Annotated in this window: 19 protein-coding genes; 9 read left to right on the forward strand and 10 right to left on the reverse strand. The window is 61.9% G+C overall.

Annotated elements, in window-relative coordinates:
• Positions 1-274: 274 nt before the first annotated feature.
• From QZ650_RS04115 to QZ650_RS04125, 3 genes are all read right to left on the reverse strand, one after another.
• Positions 275-499: a PspC domain-containing protein gene (locus tag QZ650_RS04115; protein ID WP_292521648.1), complete on the reverse strand. Its 225-nt coding sequence runs from the start codon at positions 497-499 to the stop codon at positions 275-277.
• Positions 500-585: 86 nt separating this feature from the next.
• Positions 586-1,884, reverse strand: coding sequence for an ATP-dependent DNA helicase RecQ (locus tag QZ650_RS04120; protein ID WP_292521646.1), 1,299 nt, complete (start codon positions 1,882-1,884; stop codon positions 586-588).
• An 83-nt stretch (positions 1,885-1,967) separates the two neighbouring features.
• Positions 1,968-2,759 carry an N-formylglutamate amidohydrolase gene (locus QZ650_RS04125; RefSeq protein WP_292521644.1) on the reverse strand — a complete coding sequence of 264 codons (792 nt, stop codon included), beginning with the start codon at positions 2,757-2,759 and terminating at the stop codon, positions 1,968-1,970.
• 194 nt (positions 2,760-2,953) lie between these two features.
• Between QZ650_RS04125 and QZ650_RS04130 the strand changes: the two genes are divergently transcribed.
• Positions 2,954-4,249, forward strand: coding sequence for a sodium-dependent transporter (locus tag QZ650_RS04130; protein WP_292521642.1), 1,296 nt, complete (start codon positions 2,954-2,956; stop codon positions 4,247-4,249).
• A gap of 22 nt (positions 4,250-4,271) precedes the next feature.
• Here the strand turns inward: QZ650_RS04130 and QZ650_RS04135 are convergent, their stop codons facing one another.
• Positions 4,272-4,766: a redoxin domain-containing protein gene (locus QZ650_RS04135; protein WP_292521639.1), complete on the reverse strand. Its 495-nt coding sequence runs from the start codon at positions 4,764-4,766 to the stop codon at positions 4,272-4,274.
• 130 nt (positions 4,767-4,896) lie between these two features.
• Between QZ650_RS04135 and QZ650_RS04140 the strand changes: the two genes are divergently transcribed.
• Complete coding sequence (locus QZ650_RS04140; RefSeq protein WP_292521637.1) at positions 4,897-6,213, forward strand: hemolysin family protein; 1,317 nt, start codon at positions 4,897-4,899, stop codon at positions 6,211-6,213.
• A 1-nt stretch (position 6,214) separates the two neighbouring features.
• Here the strand turns inward: QZ650_RS04140 and QZ650_RS04145 are convergent, their stop codons facing one another.
• The 5 genes from QZ650_RS04145 to QZ650_RS04165 form a co-directional block, all read right to left on the reverse strand.
• Positions 6,215-6,730 (reverse strand): peptidylprolyl isomerase, encoded by a 516-nt coding sequence (locus tag QZ650_RS04145; RefSeq protein ID WP_292521635.1) that lies wholly within the window; start codon positions 6,728-6,730, stop codon positions 6,215-6,217.
• Positions 6,727-9,930, reverse strand: coding sequence for a tetratricopeptide repeat protein (locus QZ650_RS04150; protein WP_292521633.1), 3,204 nt, complete (start codon positions 9,928-9,930; stop codon positions 6,727-6,729). Before QZ650_RS04150 ends, QZ650_RS04145 begins: the two co-directional genes overlap by 4 nt.
• A 276-nt stretch (positions 9,931-10,206) precedes the next feature.
• Complete coding sequence (locus QZ650_RS04155; RefSeq protein WP_292521631.1) at positions 10,207-10,593, reverse strand: rubredoxin; 387 nt, start codon at positions 10,591-10,593, stop codon at positions 10,207-10,209.
• Positions 10,594-10,719: 126 nt separating this feature from the next.
• Positions 10,720-11,151 carry a J domain-containing protein gene (locus QZ650_RS04160; RefSeq protein WP_292521629.1) on the reverse strand — a complete coding sequence of 144 codons (432 nt, stop codon included), beginning with the start codon at positions 11,149-11,151 and terminating at the stop codon, positions 10,720-10,722.
• 8 nt (positions 11,152-11,159) lie between these two features.
• The gene (locus QZ650_RS04165; RefSeq protein ID WP_292521628.1) at positions 11,160-11,558 is read right to left on the reverse strand and encodes a DUF126 domain-containing protein; all 399 of its coding nucleotides are present in this window, start codon (positions 11,556-11,558) and stop codon (positions 11,160-11,162) included.
• 43 nt (positions 11,559-11,601) lie between these two features.
• On the opposite strand from QZ650_RS04165, the gene QZ650_RS04170 reads away from it, so the two are divergent.
• The 3 genes from QZ650_RS04170 to QZ650_RS04180 all read left to right on the forward strand — a co-directional run bounded on the left by QZ650_RS04170 (position 11,602) and on the right by QZ650_RS04180 (position 14,104).
• Positions 11,602-12,774, forward strand: a complete 1,173-nt coding sequence (locus tag QZ650_RS04170) for a proteasome-activating nucleotidase (RefSeq protein ID WP_292521626.1) — start codon at positions 11,602-11,604, stop codon at positions 12,772-12,774.
• Positions 12,775-12,931: 157 nt separating this feature from the next.
• Positions 12,932-13,375: a DUF5804 family protein gene (locus tag QZ650_RS04175; RefSeq protein WP_292521624.1), complete on the forward strand. Its 444-nt coding sequence runs from the start codon at positions 12,932-12,934 to the stop codon at positions 13,373-13,375.
• An 87-nt stretch (positions 13,376-13,462) separates the two neighbouring features.
• A complete protein-coding gene (locus QZ650_RS04180) occupies positions 13,463-14,104 on the forward strand; it encodes a GNAT family N-acetyltransferase (protein WP_292521622.1) in 642 nt (213 codons plus the stop codon).
• A 102-nt stretch (positions 14,105-14,206) separates the two neighbouring features.
• Here QZ650_RS04180 and QZ650_RS04185 read toward each other — a convergent pair whose 3' ends face one another.
• Entirely contained in the window at positions 14,207-15,445 is a 1,239-nt protein-coding gene (locus QZ650_RS04185; RefSeq protein ID WP_292521620.1) for a proteasome-activating nucleotidase, read from the reverse strand.
• A 57-nt stretch (positions 15,446-15,502) separates the two neighbouring features.
• Here QZ650_RS04185 and QZ650_RS04190 point away from each other — a divergent pair, with 57 nt between their 5' ends.
• The 4 genes from QZ650_RS04190 to QZ650_RS04205 all read left to right on the forward strand — a co-directional run bounded on the left by QZ650_RS04190 (position 15,503) and on the right by QZ650_RS04205 (position 18,858).
• Positions 15,503-15,991: a multiprotein bridging factor aMBF1 gene (locus QZ650_RS04190; RefSeq protein WP_292521619.1), complete on the forward strand. Its 489-nt coding sequence runs from the start codon at positions 15,503-15,505 to the stop codon at positions 15,989-15,991.
• A 301-nt stretch (positions 15,992-16,292) separates the two neighbouring features.
• On the forward strand, positions 16,293-17,084 hold the full coding sequence (locus QZ650_RS04195; protein WP_292521617.1) for a 2-amino-3,7-dideoxy-D-threo-hept-6-ulosonate synthase: 792 nt from the start codon (positions 16,293-16,295) through the stop codon (positions 17,082-17,084).
• Positions 17,085-17,089: 5 nt separating this feature from the next.
• Positions 17,090-17,875 carry a 2-amino-3,7-dideoxy-D-threo-hept-6-ulosonate synthase gene (locus QZ650_RS04200; RefSeq protein WP_292521672.1) on the forward strand — a complete coding sequence of 262 codons (786 nt, stop codon included), beginning with the start codon at positions 17,090-17,092 and terminating at the stop codon, positions 17,873-17,875.
• Positions 17,872-18,858: a 3-dehydroquinate synthase II gene (locus QZ650_RS04205; protein ID WP_292521615.1), complete on the forward strand. Its 987-nt coding sequence runs from the start codon at positions 17,872-17,874 to the stop codon at positions 18,856-18,858. The genes QZ650_RS04200 and QZ650_RS04205 overlap by 4 nt, the downstream gene beginning before the upstream one ends.
• Positions 18,859-18,860 lie beyond the last annotated feature (2 nt).

Genomic DNA, 18,860 nt, shown 5'->3' on the forward strand with positions numbered 1-18,860 from the left:
CCCCCCCCCCCCCCCCCCCCCCCCCCCCCCCCCCCCCCCCCCCCCCCCCCCCCCCCCCCCCCCCCCCCCCCCCCCCTCAGCCCCTCCCCAATGGCGATATCCACTGGGAAGCCGTGCACGGGTGGATGATCACTGGAAAGCCGTGCACGGGTGAGCAAGGACACTTGAGTATGCGCATCACCCCTACTTCCACATCTCGAGAGACCCAGCGGTACGGCTGCCTGCCCTCCACAAAAAAAATGGGCACAGTCTCCCGACCGCACCCCATCCTCCATTATACCTCGGCCGTCGCCTCGACCGGGCGCGCCTGCCCCTGTTCCGGCAGGATGAGCCAGAGCAGGATGTAGATGACGATCCCGGGGAAGAACCCCGTGATCACGGTGAGGATGACCCAGATCGCCCGGATGACGTTCGGGTCAATCTCGAGATACTCTCCAATACCGCCACATATCCCGGCAACCCACCGGTCGGACGTCGAACGGGTTAATTTCTTTGGCATGACAACTCCCGGCGCGCTCATTCTGCTGTCGACATAATAGATGTTTCCCCGGAGAATGGAGAGCGGGAGGACCGGCACCCGGTGGCTCAGCCGGAAACGGAGCGCGTGGTGCCGCGCTTTCGCTGTCCTGAACGGCGGCGGGTCTTCCCGGTCTGGCCCTCCTCCCGGACGCCGGCAGCGATCCCGGGCGGGGCGCAGGCGTCGCAGCCCCCGCAGGGAAGAGCGTTGAAATGCTCCCCGAAGTATCCGAGGAGCATTCTTCTCCGGCACTTCGTCGTGGTGCAGTAGTCCACCATGCTCTGCAGTTTCGAGCGTGCAACCTCGCGCTGGAACTCAGATGGGAGGTCACGATCGATGAGCGATCGGAGGCGTCGCGCATCGCTATCGTTATAGAAGAGGATGCAGTCGCTCTCCTTTCCGTCCCTCCCCGCCCGACCGCTCTCCTGGTAGTAGGCTTCGAGGGTCTTTGGCATATCGTAGTGGACGACGAACCGGACATCCGGTTTGTCGATGCCCATGCCGAACGCGCTCGTCGCACAGACGACCGGCGTCGTCCCGCCGATGAACCGGTCCTGCGTCTCTGCCCGGGCGGCTGCCGTCATACCGGCGTGATAGGGGAGTGCAGGTATGCCGTCGGTCTGAAGGTTGGCCGCGAGCGTCTCGACCCCTTCCCGGGTTGCGACGTAGACAATCCCGGCGTCCCCTCTCCGGCCCCTGATGTAGGCCCGGAGCCGCTCGTACGCATCCTCCTCCTTCGGGACGACGGTGTAGCGGAGGTTATCCCTGTTAAAACTCCCGACATAGACCGTGGGGTCCGAAAGATTGAGCTGCCGCGCGATGTCGTCGCGGACGTCCGGGGTCGCGGTCGCCGTCAGGGCAACCATCGGCACCTTTGGGAACCTCTCCTTGAGGACCGCGAGCGACCGGTACTCCGGGCGGAACTGGTGGCCCCACATCGATATGCAGTGCGCCTCGTCGACCGCGATCAGGCTGACCGAAAGGGACGCCATAAGGTCGAGGAAGTCGTCGCCGACCGCCTTCTCCGGCGAGACGTAGAGGATCTGGACCAGCCCCTCGTTAAGATCCGAGAGGATCCGGCGTGTCGCGGTGTAGGACCCGGAAGAGTTCAGCGCTTCTGCACTGATTCCGCGGGCCTGCAGGTCGTCGACCTGGTCCTTCATCAGGGCAATGAGGGGCGATATCACCAGCACAACACCGTCGCCGACGAGCGCGGGAATCTGGTAGCAGAGCGACTTTCCCCCTCCGGTCGCGAGCACTGCAAGGACGTCGCGCCCGGCGAGAAGGTCCTCTATAATCTCCCGCTGGTAGGGGTTAAACGCCGTATGCCCGAAGTAACGCTGGAGGATCAGGTGCAGGCGATCCATCACTATATAAGTGGGTGCTCTATCGGCATAGTATCTTCGGCCCGGAAAAAACGCGATATATGGCTCGATCCCGGGAGTACCTCTTATCCTGAGACTCCATCCCAGAAGTCGGCAAGGGAGGCAAAGATCCTCTCCCGGAGTTCCACGAGACGTGCCTCATCGGCCACGTGGCCTTCTGTCTCGTAGAGGCCGCGGCTGATCTCGACCTGGACCCAGGGTATCCTTCTGTGCCGGTAGTGTGCCACCGATATGAACCCGCCCCGGAAGGGGTCGTTCATGGCAACCTTTCCCTCTCCGTCGAACTCAGCCTGAAACGAGCGGGCGAGCGCCTGGAGCCACTCCGGCGGGCAGGTCACAAGACCGCCTGCTGATCTCGGTCTCCCGTTCCGGTCTCCCCGGTTGCTCAGGCAGAAGATTGGCCGCTCCCGTCCGGAATCCACCCGGACCGGCGGTGATCTCGGCAGCATGCTGTGGCAGTCGAAGGCGATCTCGATCGGCAGCGTATCGAGCGCCGCGGTCAGCCGTTCGTGGAACGGGTAGTAATACTTCTTCAGGAGGACCCCTACCACCTCTTTGCCGGGCACCTGCCCCTTCCGGAATACCGGGGTCCCGTCCTGCGTGATGACCTTGACCACGCCGTCCTGGGCCCGCGGCGGGTAATCGTAGGGTGGCCGGTTGGTGTCGACGAAGACCCGGGAGATCTCAAAATCGACCAGGGCCGCCGCCCTGTCGCCGAACCCGTAGAGGAGGTGGGTATGAGGGTCGCTGTTGGAGACGATCTCCTCTCGCGAGAGGTTGACGCGACCATAGAGTTCGGGTGGAACCCGGGTGCCGGCGTGGGGGATTGAGATGAGGAACGGGTATTGGCCGCTCACCCTCTCCTCCCTCCACCGGGTAGCGTTCCGGAACTGACGCTCATGCTGCCTCTAACTGCAGCCGTATGGGTGCCTCTCTACAAAAGTGCACTGGTCAATACCCTGGCAAAACCTGCCGCCGGACCCGGGCGGGTATGCATATTAAGGCGGAGTACCATCCTACACGACGAAACTGGTCCCGGAAGGTGAGAGGTATGGAGAGAGAACAATGGTCGTCGATGGCGGGTTTTATCCTTGCGAGCATCGGGTCCGCGGTGGGCATCGGGAACATATGGCGGTTCCCCTACGTCGTCGGCGCCAACGGCGGCGGAGCGTTCCTGATCCCGTACCTGATCTCTGTCCTCCTCTTCGGCCTCCCTCTGATGATCCTGGAGTTCGCCATCGGCCGCTCCGCCGCGACCTCGGTCGTCTCCACGTTCCAGTCGATCCGGCAACGCTTCGCCTTTCTGGGTCTTGCGATCGTCGCCGTCGTCACCCTGATCCTCGGCTACTACCTCGTGATCGCGAGCTGGGTGCTTGCGTATGCGCTCTTCTTTGTCCTCAACCGGCCGGTGGAGTTTGGTGCATTCACCGACTCCTACCTCCCGCTCATCTTCTATCTCATCTCCGGGCTCGCAGTCTTTGTGACGGTGCGATCCGGGGTCCGGGAAGGAATCGAGAGGAGTTCCCGTTTTCTCATCCCGATTCTCATTGTGATCCTCCTCATCCTCGTCGTCGTCTCGCTCACGGAGCCCGGTGCGGGTGAGGGGATCAGGTTCTACCTCTCCCCTGACTACTCACGGCTGACCGACCCGACTGTCTGGATCGCGGCCTTCGGGCAGGCCTTCTTCTCGCTCTCGGTGGGGATGGGGATTCTGCTCACCTACGGGAGTTATCTCCGTGGAGGGAGCCTTTTTAAGAGCGCCTCCATCATCGCAGCCGCCGATATGCTGATCGCGGTCCTTGCCGGGCTCATGATCTTTCCCCTGGTCTTCACCGCCGGCCTCGATCCCGCGGCCGGGGTGAACCTCGTCTTCGTCACCCTGCCCTCTGCCTTTGCGGATATCCAGTTCGGGATGCTGCTCGGGACGCTCTTTTTTACGATGCTCTTTGTTGCGGCGCTCACCTCCGCGATATCCATGCTCGAGGTCCCGGTGGCGACGATGATCGATACCTACGGCTACTCGCGGAGACGGGCGACGCTCCTCGTCTTCATTGCAGTCATGCTCATCGGGCTTCCGTCCGCCCTCAGTTACACCGCTCTTGATCTCGCGTTCTTCGGAACGCCGGTCCTCGACCTCGCCGACTACGTCTTCGGAACGATCGGCCTCATCGTGGCAGGACTGATCCTGAGCGTCGTGGGAGGATGGTTCGTCGGCCGCTCCCGGATCTGCGCGGAGATCGGCGGCTGCGGATGGCAGCAGACTGTCTATATGGCGCTCATCCGCTACTGCGTCCCGGCGGTCCTGCTGATCACGCTGGCCGGCAGTTTCTTCCTGGTCACAGGGTGAGCCTCCAGGCATCGGCGGCCGGCTATATCTCCGGAACCTGTTCTTCAGCCTGCCTGCTCTTCTCCTGCGCCTGGAGGACGTCGAGGACGTCCTGCATATCAGGTACCGTCGTCACCAGGTACTCCCCGACAAATATGATCCGCAAAAACTCGTCGACGACGATGTTCGCCCGCCGGGAATAGCCCTTCACACTGTCGAAGACGTCGTACATCTGCGCCACCTCGCCGTGTGGCCAGAAGTCCGCGAGGATCCGGGTCTTCTTGATACCAAGGCTCTCCGCCCACGCCCGCTTGCAGGGGACCGAGTCCACGCTGATCCCGAGAGCAACGGCATCAAGGGCGTCGAATGCCTCCTTGTTCGCCTCGAGCGCCTCCATCTGCCTGGCGCAGATGCTGGTCCAGGCCAGCGGGTGGAACGAGAGGACAACCCGCTTCCCCGGAAAGCCCGAGAGCCGGACGCTGTTTCCGTCCTGGTCCGGTATCGCAAAATCCTGAGCCTGTTCGCCGATCTCGACCATCGCAGTTCACCGGGTGAGACACCGGTCATGAAGAGAGATAAACGTTTCCCAGGTTCGTCGCCTGAAGAGGTCTGCTCTCGCTCGCCGCGAATCCCGCAGGTTTAAGAATCCTTGTAGTTAAAATACTACCATGCCCGTCGCCACCGATATCGCGATCATCGTCCTCCTGATCCTTGCAAATGGATTCTTCTCGATGGCGGAGTTTGCGCTCGTCTCTGCAAAGACGACACGCCTGCAGAAGAAGGCCGATGAAGGCGATGCCGGGGCTGCCGCCGCCCTCGAACTTGCAAACGAACCGACGCAGTTCCTCTCCACGATCCAGGTCGGCATCACCGTCGTCGGGATCGTGAACGGTGCCTACGGCGGGGCAACGCTTGCGGGCCCTCTTGCGGAAGTCCTCGCAGACATCCCCCTGCTTGCTCCCTACAGCGGCCCGTTGGCAGGCGTTCTCGTCGTCGCCGTCATCACCTACTTGACGCTCGTGATCGGTGAACTGGTGCCGAAACGGTTGGCCATGAACAACGCCGACCGGATTGCCCGCCTTGTCTCGCGCCCGATACGCCTCCTCTCCATAGCCGCCGCGCCCCTCATCCGGGTGCTGAGCATATCGACCGAGGGGGTTCTCATGGCGCTCGGAGTGCGGCAGCCTTCGGGCCCCGAGGTCACCGAGGAGGATGTCCGGGTCCTGATCGGGCAGGCCACCCGGGCAGGCGTCTTTCAGGAGGCGGAACAGGATATGGTGGAGAGTGTCTTTCGCCTCGGCGACCGGAGGGTCAGCGTGCTGATGACCCCGCGGCCCGACATCGTTGCCGTGGACGTGGAGGACCCTCTCGAAGAGAACTGGCAGAAGATGGTGGAGTCGGGACACATCTACTTCCCTGTCTATCGCGAGCACCTGGACAACCTGCTCGGGGTCGTCTCGGTCCGCAACCTCTGGGCACGGATGATCTCGGGCGAATCCCCTGACCTCTCAAAGGCGATTGAACCCGCTCTCTTCGTGCCCGAGAGCGTCCTCGCTCTCGCCGTCCTTGAGAGGTTCAAGACCTCCCGAGCACGGATCGCCCTTGTCACCGACGAGTACGGAAGCATTCAGGGGGTAGTCACCATCCACGACATCATGGAGTCGATTGTCGGGGATATCCCGTCGACGGAGTACCCGCCTGAGGGCACGGCGATTCACCGTGAAGACGGGTCATGGCTTCTTGACGGATTGCTCCCGGTCGACGAATTTCATGATCTCCTTGGCGTGGGCACCCTGCCCGGGGAGGGACGCGGATATTACCAGACGCTCGGAGGGTTCGTGATGATGTACCTGGAGCGCACACCGAACACCGGGGATCGGTTCACCTGGAACAATCTCCAGTTTGAGGTTCTTGATATGGACGGTCACCGGGTCGATAAAGTGCTCGTCACCCCGATGCCTGCCGGAGATGTGAAAAAAGAGTAACTCACTGGATCTCAACGAGACTGATGACGAATGTGAGGTCTTCGCCCGCAAGGCGATGGTTTGCGTCGAGGGTTACCGCGCCGGGCGAGAGATTGGTAACCTTTCCGGGGATCACCCGCCCGTCCGGCAGGGTTATCGCAACCTGATCGCCGACAGTCAGGTTCTCCCCACCGGAGATCCCGGCCGGGTCGGCCACAAAGACGAGTTCCTCCCGGTATGGCCCGTATGCCTGATCGGCAGGGATATGAACGGTCTTTGTCTCGCCTACCCGCATCCCGAGAACACCCGCATCGAACCCGGGGATCACCCTGCCGCCACCGACGGTAAACTCGAGCGGTTCGCCCCCACTGGAGGTGTCAAAGACCGTCCCGTTCTCGAAGGTGCCGGTATAGTGGACCTTCACGGTATCCCCGGGTTTCACCTGGACTGTTTCGCCTCCGCTTCCCGTGCAGCCCGCACTGAAGACCAGGAGCGCGAGGATGCCCGTGATCAGCAGGATGCCCTGCACCCTTCTCATGGTTCCCCCTCGCTCTCAAGCGCCTTTCTGAAGCACTCCACCGCTTCGGCAAACTTGCCCTGCCGGTCAAGCGCTCTCCCTTTCAGGTACCATGCCCGGGCATGGTGAGGATCCGTTGCGAGGACGCTGTCGAAACAGGCGGCTGCCTGGTCGTGTCTGCCCAGGTGGCCAAGAGCGATTCCTTTGCATAGCCAGGCGTGCGTGTCGGGGTTCCCGAGCCCGATTGCCGTATCGAACGCCCGGACAGCATCGGCATGCCGTCCGAGCGTATCCATGAGCACCCCGGTAGTGTTCCAGATGGCCGCGTTCTTCGGGTTGACCGAGAGCGCCTTCTCGTAACTGGTCAGGGCGTCGCCGTACCTGCCCACCTTCTCAAGCACCGCCCCCCGCATGAAGAGCGCGGCGGGGTTGTCAGCCTGGAGAACGAGGATTCTATCGATCGTTCTGACCGCTTCATCGTAACGGCCGAGGTGGACGAGGGCCGATGTGCGGGCATGGAGGGTCTCGATGCTCGTCGGCTCCCGGTCGAGCGCCTGCGTGTAGGTGGTAAGAGCATCCTCATACCTGCCGGCCTTCTCGTACGCCTCCCCGAGTCTTTGCAGGGTGAGGATATCGGTCGGATCGGTCTTGAGCACCTTCTCAAAGCAGTCGACGGCATCGGCGTAGTGGCCTACCCACATACAGATCTCCCCACGCCGCTGCCAGGCAGCCTGGTTCTCCGGGTTGGCCTCGATGATGCCGTTGGAGCACTCCAGTGCCTCCTCATACCGCCCCATGTGAAGAAGGGCGCTCTCGAGGGTGTACCAGGCCTCGATGTCATGCTCATCATGCTCGAGCACCAGCGCATACTGCCGGATTGCATCGTCAAACATGCCGCCCTTCTCAAGCGCCATCCCGAATGCCATCCGCGCGTCGCGGTCGTTGGGTGAGATCTCCAGGTAATGCTTGTATGCGCTCGCCGCCTCTGCATGCCTGCCGACGGCTTTGAGCATATCCGCCCGGATCTTTATGACCGCTGCATTCGAGGCGTCGGAGGCGAGCACCCTGTCGCAGGACTCGATCGCCTCCTGGTGCCTCCCGAGCCGTGCGAGCGCGGCGGCGAGCGCGAATCTGGCACCGGCATCTCCCGGGCGTGCGGCGGTCACTTTTGCATAACACTCCGCTGCATCGGCGTATTGCTCCATCCTCTCCAGGGCCCGGCCCCGGTTCAGCCATGCAGAGAGGTCACCCGGGTCGGCCTCGATGACCTGCTTGAAGCGCCCGGCCGCCTCCTCGTATCGCCCGAGTGTGGCGAGAGTGATCCCGAGGTTCAGGAGGTATCCCGCGGCGTCCGGGTCCGCTGCAAGAAGCGCTTCATAGCAGTCGGCAGCCTCCGCATACCGTCCGAGCCCTTCAAGGATCCGCGCTTTCCGGGCAAGCAGCTCGGTCTCTCCGGGACCCGCCCCCACTACCCGGTTGGCGGACTCGAGCGCCTCGGCATACCGCCCCAGGCGCTCAAGCGCCGCGCTCCGACCGAGCAGGGCGACCCTGTCGGCCGGGGATGCCTCAAGCGCCCGGTTGAAGCAGGCGAGCGCCGTTTCGTACTCCCCGAGGCGCATGAGCGCATCTCCCCGGCACTTCGCCGCTTCTGTATCCCCCGGGTTGGTCCCGAGGAGGACCTCGAACGTCTCCGCGGCCTCCGCATACCGGGAGAGGCGCATCAGGGCCTCCCCCTTCCGGTGCAGGAGATGGGGTTCTTCCCCGCCGGTGTCGAATATCCGGTCAAGGCACGCCAGCAGATCGCCGTACCTGCCGAGGTTCTCGAGGACGTCCACTTTCATTGAGAGGGCGACTATGTTATGCGGCTCTTTCTCAAGAACCGCATCAAGGCAGCGGTTGGCCTCGTCGTACCTGCCGAGATGGATGAGTGCGGTGCTGCTCTGCTGCAGTATGGAGATGATTTCGGGATCGAGATCGAGAACCTGCTCGAAGTCCTTCTGCGCCTCTGCATACCGGCCGAGGTGGAGCAGCGCAATCCCCCGGAAGTTCAGGACGGCCCTGTTCAGGGCATCGGAGATCGACGGCTTCTGTGTCAGGGGTGCCTCAGTCCCATCTCTCTCAAAGAGAGCAAGGTTGGCACTGCTCCCGATCCATTTCATCCCGGCCATCGCCCGGTTCTCAAGCACACGGTCGAACGACCGGACCGCCTCGGCGTACTGGCCGAGGTGGAAGAGGGCCATGCCGCGGGCGTACCACACGTGGACCTGGCCCTGGTCGTGCTTCAGGATATGGTCGAAGCTCTTGACCGCCCGGTCATACCGGCCGAGCGTGCTGTAGACCAGTCCCATGGAGTAGCGTACCGGAACATGGTCCGGGTCGGCGAGGGCGACCTTATCAAAACATTCCATCGCTGCGGGATACTCTCCCGCCCGAAGAAGGAGTGAACCGTGGAGATACCAGACAGGCGTGTTTTCGGGCTGGACGGTGGTGATCTTGCCGTAGCAGACGGCGGCGTCCTGGAACCGGCCGAGATGCTCAAGCGCCCGGGCTTTGCCGTAGAGAGCATCGAGGTTGTGAGGCTCCGCGTCGAGCACCCGGCTGAACGTCTCGACGGCTTCGGGGTAGTCTCCCTGATACAGGAGAGCGCTGCCTTTTTTTGCGAGCGCATCGGTGTTGCCGGGGTCCGAACGGATGATCCGCTCAAAACAGCCTGCCGCTTCCCGGTAGTTCCCGGTTCGCTCGAATATCCTTCCGAGTTTTTCCTGGAGGACGGGGTTCTTCGGGTCCCCATCCAGTGCTCGCCTGTAGGCTGCTGCCGCGTCGGCATACCGGCCGAGCCTCTCAAGCATCTCTCCGTGCCAGTATGAGGCGTTCGTGTCATCAGGTCTTCCTTCGACGATCGCGGCGAAGCACCCGGCCGCCTCCTCGTAGTTGCCGGCCCGGGCGAGAGTGTGCCCCAGTTCCCGCAGTATCCCGGCATCGCCGGGGGAGGACTCGAGAGCCTTTCTCAGCCACTCTGCGGCTTCAGTATCCCTGCCGAGGCAGGCGAGCGCCTGGCCCATACATAACCATAAAGAGCCGTTTTCCGGATCGATCTTGAGCGCTTTCTCGAAACTCTTCACCGCCTCGTTGTAGTTCCCGGCCTCGAACTGAGAGGTTCCCTGCTTTATCGAGGGGTTTGCATTCTTCCCCTGACCCAGAATATTACCGAAGAAGTCCATTCGATACCATCTGCCGCTGCTCGTTACCTATGAGGTTATTCAGTGTTATATTCTTGCGATCTGTTGCCTCCAGAGGAGGGAACCGTTGTTTGCTAAGATCGATGCTCAAACCATTATTTGAAAAGACCGGTTTGTGCGGGCAGATGGGTTTTGATGGCAGCAGGTTATCGGAATATAAACAGGCGCCGCAAACCCATGCACCATGCCGGGGCATAGGTCGGCATGAAGAGGTATGAAGAGCCCGGAAGAGAGGTGGGTTGAACCACCCTCCACCGGTCAGACATCCAGGATGGGGTCAAATTGCGACTTGCCGACCGGTCCGTGGAAACTTGTGATCCTCTCGTCCATCCCGCAGACCGGGCAGGTATAGTCCTCCGGCAGGTCCTCGAACGCAGTGCCTTTCGGGTAGCCCCGGAGCGGTTCGCCGCGCTTTTTGTCATACACGTAGCCGCAGATCTTGCAGACGTACCTTGTCGGCATCCAGGGCTCGAATCCCCATGCACCGATTGGCCCTTTCCCGGTCGCACCGCAGACCGGGCATATGTAGTCCTCCGGCAGGTCCTCAAACGCGGTACCTGCCGGGATGCCGCGGTGCGGCTCTCCCCGCAACGGAGAGTAGATGTAATTGCAGTACTTGCACCGGTATCGCTTCACTTTCTCCATGTGGATCACGCTCACTCAGGGGTAGCCACCCTGCACGAAGGTGGTTTCATCTGATAAGGTTTCCCGTGATCCGGTCTGCCGCAGGTGCAGGCTCTCCCGACTGGATTATCCTCCGCCAGATGCGTCCTACGAGTCCTGCCGCCGCCTGCTCCCCGCGGCAACACGGAAGATGAGCGAGAGCATGAGCATGAGGACGATCAGGATGCCGCCAACGAAGAGGAGGGCGATAACGCCGACCCGGCCCATCCCCGATCTCGGCACCTGTCCCTGCCACGAGAATCCCGGCGCCCAGCTCGTCTGCCCGCCGGGGCGATACCACTGGAACGGGTCATGCGGCCCTGAGGTGTTACCGCTCTGGAGGGCGAGGTCGTAGCGCGCCCGGGCATCGGGGTCGATCAGTGTCTCGTACGCCTGCTGGATGGCGATGAACCGCTCGCTTGCGTCCGGGTCGGAGTTGACGTCCGGGTGGTACTGCTTTGCAAGCCTCCGGTATGCCGCCCGTATCTCGTCAACCGCGGCGTCCGGCGGGACGTCCAGGATATCGTAGTAGGTCTCCACGGTGCTCCTCACCCGGTCTCGTCGCAGGACACCTCACCCGTGTCCCCGTTCACCGTCACCAGGGTACCGGACGGGAGGCGGGAAAACTCCGGCGGGAGGCGGTCGACCATGGGAATCCCGGCGATGATCGCCCCGACCGCGATGATCGGTTCGGCCTCGGTGTTGATGATCGCCGCGGGGGCGAGACCGTTCTGCTTTAACGCGTAGATGACGTAGGACCCGACCGTCGATCCCTTCCCGTACGGGAAGGCCAGCACGCGCCCGGCGATGGATTGGCCTTCAAGCGGATGTCCGTGCTCCACGACGGTCCCGGTCTCAGGGTCGACGCCCGAGAGGAACGATATGGGTTCTGGCGAAATGAGGAGTTCTCCGTTTGCAATACCCTTCGATATGCTTCTGCCTTGCATAATCACTGCCACCACACTATAAAGTGGTTGGAGATCCAACTATATGAGTAACATGGACGAAACCATTGGCAACACTCCTGGCAGCGAGCACGATATGCTCACCCTCCAGATCCAGGATTTGAAGGCGCAGATCCTGGATTACAAACTGAAAAATGAGTTGCTGGAGAAGGAACTCCTGCAGCTCAGAAAAGAGAACGCTCAGTTGAAACGGGTGCCGCTGTTTGTTGCCGCTGTGGTCGATGTGCTTGAAAACGGCGAAGTGTATCTCCGGCAGCAGGGCAACAATCAGGAATACGTCACCGCGGTCAACGAGAAACTCCACCGCACCCTCAAGCCCGGGATGAAGGTGGCGGTGAACAACACCCTCTCCATCGTCAAGACGATCGGCAATATATATGATGCAAGGGTCAGGGTCATGGAGCTTGACGAACAGCCGAGCGTGACGTTCGAGCAGATCGGGGGCCTGAAGGAAGAGATCGAAGAGGTCCGGGAAGCCGTCGAGTACCCGCTCACGAAGCCCGAGATCTACGAGCGCGTGGGCGTCGAACCGCCGAAGGGCATCCTCCTCTACGGGCCGCCCGGCACGGGGAAGACCCTGATCGCAAAGGCGGTTGCCCGCCAGTCGAAGGCCCGGTTCATCAGGATGTCCGGGAGCGAGCTCGTCCACAAGTACATCGGGGAGGGCGCGCAGCTCGTGCGGGAGCTCTTTGTCCTTGCCCGGGAGCGGGCTCCGGCGATCGTCTTCATCGATGAGATCGATGCGATCGGGAGCATGCGCACCAACGATGGGACCTCAGGCAGCGCCGAGGTCCAGCGGACGCTGATGCAGCTCCTCGCGGAGATGGATGGCTTCGGCAACCGGGGCAATATCCGGATCATGGCGGCGACCAACCGGATCGATATGCTGGACCCGGCTCTCCTCCGCCCCGGCCGGTTCGACCGGATCATCCAGGTCCCGCTGCCCGACGACGGAGCACGCCTCGAGATCCTGAAGATCCACACCGCGAAGATGACGCTCTCCGGGAACGTGGACCTTCCCGAACTCGCGAAACTCGCCGGGAACACCACCGGCGCGGAACTCCAGGCGATCTGCCGGGAGGCCGGTATGATGGCGATCCGGCGGGACGCCGATGCCGTCGACCAGGAAGATTTCCTTCTCGCGGTCAAAAAGGTGAAGCGCGAGGTGGCGGCGCCCGACAGCCGCATGTATATCTGACGGAGATCCCTCCGATTCCTATCTTTTTGCCGGAACGCATGCCGCAAAGCGCTTTGCCGGATATCCGGCCGACCCTGGCCGATGCGGCTTCCGAGACCTTTCTGTTCGGGATTTTAAGGGGAAACCTTATAGATCCCTCCGGCCCACCAGATATACTATGAATGTCCTCCTCATTCAGCCGGAGGGGGTTGACCTCTACGCCACCCTGCTCAAGTCCGAGACCAGCAGAGGCGTTCTTCGTTTTTATCAGCCTGACCGGCTCCGATACGGCATGCGCATCCGGACGGCATCGCTCGGGAGTGCACTCGCCCTTGTCTCCGAGCTCCGGTGGTACATCCAGCGATACGTCGAGGAGGTTCTCTTCGAGCCCGAGGAGGGCATATTCTGCTCGTCCGGGCTTGCCCGGCAGATCTACGAGCGGGACGTGAAGCCGGTGTCGCCGTGGAGATACCGCTGCCTCTACCGGATCGCAGGGGACCACATGCTCGATACTATATGGATGGACGAGGGCACGACGCCGGAGGCATATGCCGACCGGACCGAACCCGACGACACACTGCTCGAGGTCTGGTGCACGAAAGAAGAGTATCCGACCGGGTAGGCGGATACACCTGCACTATCCGCCGGGACCGCATCTCCTTATTTCGGGACTCCCTTCCTTATATGAGGGGGAATCGAAGACTACTGCATGCAACAGAGTTGGATTGGCGGGGATCTGAGATTCTCCTGCTGCACCGAGCGTGACCTTCCCGGGATATCCCGGATGCTCGCGAAGGAGTCGGTCTGCAGGTGGCTGTTCTTCGGGCCGAATACCGATGAGGCCACCCGGTCCTATTTCCTCCCCCTGATCGAGGAGATGCAGGCGGCGCTCGCGGAGGGGAAGACGCCGAAAAATCACATCTTCACAATACGATTGAAGCACTCCGGGGAGTTCGTCGGGCAGTGCGCACTCCTCCCGGTCGACTTCAGCCCGGGATCCTACCTGATCGGCTACCAGCTCGACGACCCATACTGGGGAAGAGGCTACGGAACCCTGGCCTGCACCTTCTTAGTCTACATCGCGTTCATCGTGCTCGAGGGTTACCGGCTGAACGGCGACGCCGTTGCCGACAATACGGCATCACGGCGGGTGATGGAGAAGTGCGGCTTTGTCCTGGAGGGCGTTCAGCGGCACTACTGGCATGCCGGGGGTGAGTATTACGACCGCGTGGTCTTCGGCCTCCTCGCGAGCGATCTTGCCCCGGAGCGGCTTTCGGCAGTGAGAGAGGCGTTCACGGCAGAGCATCTGACTACGGTTCAACAACCCGGCATTCAGAAAGGGCCTTGTTGATGCGGGCATACCTGAGAGGACAGGGCCGAGCCAGGCACCAACCCGCCGGGAGGCAGGGGTGAAGACCCGAAAATGGGTTCAGGAGCCAAAAAAAGGCAACCTTCAGGCGAACATCTCGCCGAAGGTGGTGTGGAAGTGGTGCCGGTCGAAGTCCACCGAGAGTTTGTCGATCGCCTTCAGGAAATCTTCGTGGCTGACCGTCTCGTGCTCCATCCTGATGGCAAACATCCCCGCTTCCATGCATATCGCCCGGAGGTCGGCACCGTTCTTGCCTTCCGTCAGCCGGGACACCTCTGCAAGGTTGACATCCTCAGCAAGGCTCATGTGCAGGGTGTGAATCTTCAAGATGGCAAGCCTTCCTTCGTGGTCGGGGAGCGGGATCTCAATCATCCGGTCGAACCGGCCCGGGCGGAGGAGGGCGCGGTCGAGGATATCGATCCGGTTCGTTGCAGCGATGATCTTGACGTCCCCGCGGTTGTCAAACCCGTCCATCTCTGCAAGGAGCTGCATCAGCGTCCGCTGGACTTCACGGTCTCCCGATGTCGTCGAGTCGTTCCGGTGCGCGCCAATCGCATCGATCTCGTCGATGAAGATGATCGACGGCGCCCTCTGTTTCGCGAGATCGAAGAGTTCCCTGACCAGGCGTGCCCCTTCGCCGATGTACTTCTGCACCAGTTCTGAACCGACCACGCGGAGGAAGTGCGCGTTTGTCTGGTGGGCCACTGCCCGTGCGAGGAGCGTCTTCCCCGTGCCGGGCGGCCCGTAGAGGAGCACACCCTTTGGCGGGGCGATACCGACCTTCTCAAAGAGGTGCGGCTTTGTCAGGGGGAGTTCGACCGCTTCCCTGACCTCCTCGATCTGCGGCTCAAGGCCGCCGATATTCTCATAAGTCTCATCTGGAGACTCAACCAGTTCCATGCCGTAAATCTGCGCGTCGTAGCTCGTGGGGAGCACATCCACAATGGCGAGAGATTGCTGGTTGAGCGTGCACCGGACCCCCGGTTTGAGGAGATCGGGGTCGATCAGTTGCGATGTCCGGACTAAAAACCGCGGTCCTGCACTGCTTCGCACAATCACCCGGCTGTTGTCGATCACGTCCGTAACAGTCCCGATCACGAGAGGAGGGCTTCGGAGCTGTTCGATCTCACTCTTGAGTTTTCGGAGCTCGCGCTCGTAGCGGATCTTCTGGGTTTCAACGTATCGTTTCTCGGACTCCATCTGGCGAAATTGTTCGCGTAGCTCCAGGTTTCGGTTTTCGAGGTTCGTAATCCGTTCCAGGAGATACTGGTAGATGTCTTCACCGGTATCCTTCTCTGGTGCCTGCCGAGCGATATCTCCCATAGGTCTCCTCGAATAATTATATAGGTTAAAATGAATATAAAGTTGTTTGCGAGACTTATGCAGTGTGAACTATGCGGCGCTTCTATCCAGGGCCCGTCAAAAATCATCCAGATCGAAGGTGCAGAACTCTGTGTCTGCGTTCGATGTGCAAAACATGGTACAGAAGTCCAGCAACCACGACGAAAAGGTGTTCAGCAGAAGAAGCCGGGGTTCGCCGCCCCACCGACCCGAAGGAAGCCGCGAGACGTCTTTGATCTGATGGAAGGAGATCTCGTCGATGATTACGCCGACCGGATCCGGGTCGCCCGTGAGGAGAAGGAGTGGTCCACGCTCGACCTCGCGCAGGCGATCAAGGAGCGTGAGATCCTGGTCAAGAAGATCGAGAAGGGAGACCTCATCCCCGAAGACGATGTCCGGCGGAAGCTTGAGAGAGCCCTCAATATCAGACTGATTGATTCGGGCGAAGACAGCACCTCCACAGGCGGTCCGGGACGGGTGACCATGACCGTCGGCGACGTTATATCCTTCAAGAAAAGCCGGAAGTAAGTCTTCACCATACTTTTTTCCCCGGGGTACTCACCCTGTGTCCCGGATCAATCTCTTGCGCGGCAATCCGGCACGCTTTTATACAAGAAAGCATAACGATATACCCAATGCGTGGTGAATGTTTTTTCGCCGGTGAACGTTTTTACCTCGGCTAACGAAGTAACCGCCTCCGCAGAAGCAACCTGTCAGTTTTTGACCGCCGCCACCCATGATGACGGAGCGGCAGCATTCTATCGCTATTTTACCCCGTTTTGAATCATTCCCGGAGATTGCATCACTGAGATCCGGGAGGACCATGGTTATGAGAGGAAAAGAGATTCGTCTGGAACGTATTATGGATCGGAATACCGGCAGGACCATCATCGTGCCGCTCGACCACGGCGTGACGCTCGGGCCCATCCCGGGGCTGGTTGACGTCGGAAAGACCATCGACCTCGTCGCCGAGGGCGGAGCAAACGCGGTGATCGGTCATGTGGGGCTTGCGCTGCACGGACACCGGGGGCATGGGCGGGACGTCGGCCTCATCATGCACCTCTCGGCGAGCACCAGCATCGGCCCGGACCCGAACGACAAGGTGCTCGTGAACACCGTCACGAACGCCTTAAAGATGGGCGCCGATGGCGTCTCGGTGCATATCAACGTCGGTGCAGACTCCGAGGCACGGATGCTTGAAGACCTGGGCAGTGTCGCGGTCGCGTGCATGGAGTGGGGAATGCCGCTTCTCGCGATGATGTACCCGCGGGGCAGGAAGGTTATCGACGAGCACGACCTTGAGAGCGTCAAACTCTCGGCACGAGTGGCGGCGGAGCTCGGCGCCGATATCGTCAAGACCGTCTACACCGGAGACGCGGACTCGTTCCGCGAGGTGACGGAAGGCTGTCCGGTGCCGGTCGTGGTCGCCGGAGGCTCAAAGACCGACGAGCGGGCGATCCTCGACCTGGTGGAAGGCGCGATGGAGGGGGGTGCCGCCGGTATATCGATCGGGCGAAACGCCTTCCAGCATGCGGCGCCTGACCGCCTGATCCGTGCCGCCGCGCTGATCATCCATGAAGGGCGGTCGGCAGAGGAAGCAATCGAGATTCTTCGGATGTGATGGATGTGATTGGAAAAGAGATCCGCCTTGAGCGGATAATGGACAGAAACACCGGCCGCGCCGTGATCATCCCTATGGACCACGGGTTCACGATGGGCCAGGTCGAGGGGCTTCGTAACATGACAAAGACCGTCAACGCGGTGAGCGAGGGCGGGGCGAACGCCATCGTCCTCCACAAGGGCATGGTGAAGGGAGGGCACCGGAAGCACGGAAAGGATATCGGTCTCATCGTCCACCTCTCCGCGAGCACCTCAATGAACCCGGACCCGAATGATAAGGTGCTCGTCTGCACCGTGGAGGAGGCGGTCGCGCTCGGTGCCGACGCGGTCTCGATCCACATCAACCTCGGCGCGCCGAACGAATCACGGATGCTCGAATCGGCCGGCGAGGTGGTGCGGGACTGCAACCGCTGGGGGATGCCGCTCCTGATCATGATCTACCCCCGCGGCAAGGGGATCGATCCCACATCGCCGCAGTCGATCGGGCACTGTGTCCGGGTTGCGGAAGAACTCGGCGCCGACCTCATCAAGACAAACTACACCGGTGATCCCGAATCATTCGGCCAGATCACCGCCGCCTGCTCGGTGCCGGTGATGATCGCCGGTGGGGAGAAGGGTGGGGATATTGAGACCCTCACGACCATCCGGGACGCGATCGGTGCGGGCGCGGCGGGTGTCTGCATGGGGAGGAACGCCTTCCAGCGCGACGACCCGGCCCGGTTCATCGCCGCGATATCCCGGGTTGTGCACGAGGGAAGAGACCCGGCCGAAGCACTGGAGACGGAGCGATGAAGCGGTTCTGGGTCGATCTCAGGCCGTGGAGGAAGGATCTCGCGACGACCGCGATCGAGAGCGGCGCAGACGCTCTGGTCGTCGATGACGCAGAACGCGTGCGAGAACTCGGGCGGGTGACGACCGTCGCAGACAACGGCGACCTTGTACCCGGCAAAGACGTCTTTGAAGCCGAGATCGTCGATAAGGCGGCCGAGGAAGAGGCGCTCCGGCTCTCCCGCGAGGGTTTCGTCATCGTCCGGACACGGGACTGGACGGTCATCCCGCTTGAGAACCTCGTCGCGCAGTCCGACCGGATCATCGCCGCGGTCGAAAGCGCCGAAGAGGCAAGGGTCGCCCTGACCGTTCTCGAACGCGGGACGGCGGGCATCCTCCTTGCGACCGATGATCCCGCAGAGGTCAGGAAGACGGCGGACGTCATCGCCGGCGCCGGGGCGCACGTCCCGCTCGTTCCGTTCGAGGTGACCAGGATCGCTCCCATCGGGATGGGCGATAGGGTCTGCGTCGACACCTGCTCCCTCCTCGCCGACGGTGAGGGGATGCTCGTCGGCAACACCTCCTCGGCGTTCCTGCTGGTCCACCCCGAGACCCTGGAGAACCCCTACGTGGCGCCGCGACCGTTCCGGGTGAACGCCGGAGCGGTGCACGCCTACATCCTCCTCCCGGACGGGAAGACCGCATACCTCGCCGACCTCGGAGTCGGGGATAAGGTGCTCGTCGCGGAGCACACCGGCGCGACCCATGATGCGGTCGTCGGGCGGGTGAAGATCGAGCGCCGCCCGCTCCTCCTCGTCGAGGCGAAGGCCGGCGGTGCAACGGTGAGCCTGGTCCTCCAGAACGCCGAGACGATCCGGCTCGTCAGGCCCGACGGCTCGGCCGTATCGGTCGCCAGCCTCGCGGTCGGCGATACGGTGCTCGGGAGCGTCGCGGAGGGCGGACGGCACTTCGGGGTCGCCGTCGCCGAGACGATCCGGGAGAAGTGACA

Origin of the sequence: Methanoculleus sp., from assembly GCF_020696975.1 — an archaeon.
Lineage (GTDB): Archaea > Halobacteriota > Methanomicrobia > Methanomicrobiales > Methanoculleaceae > Methanoculleus.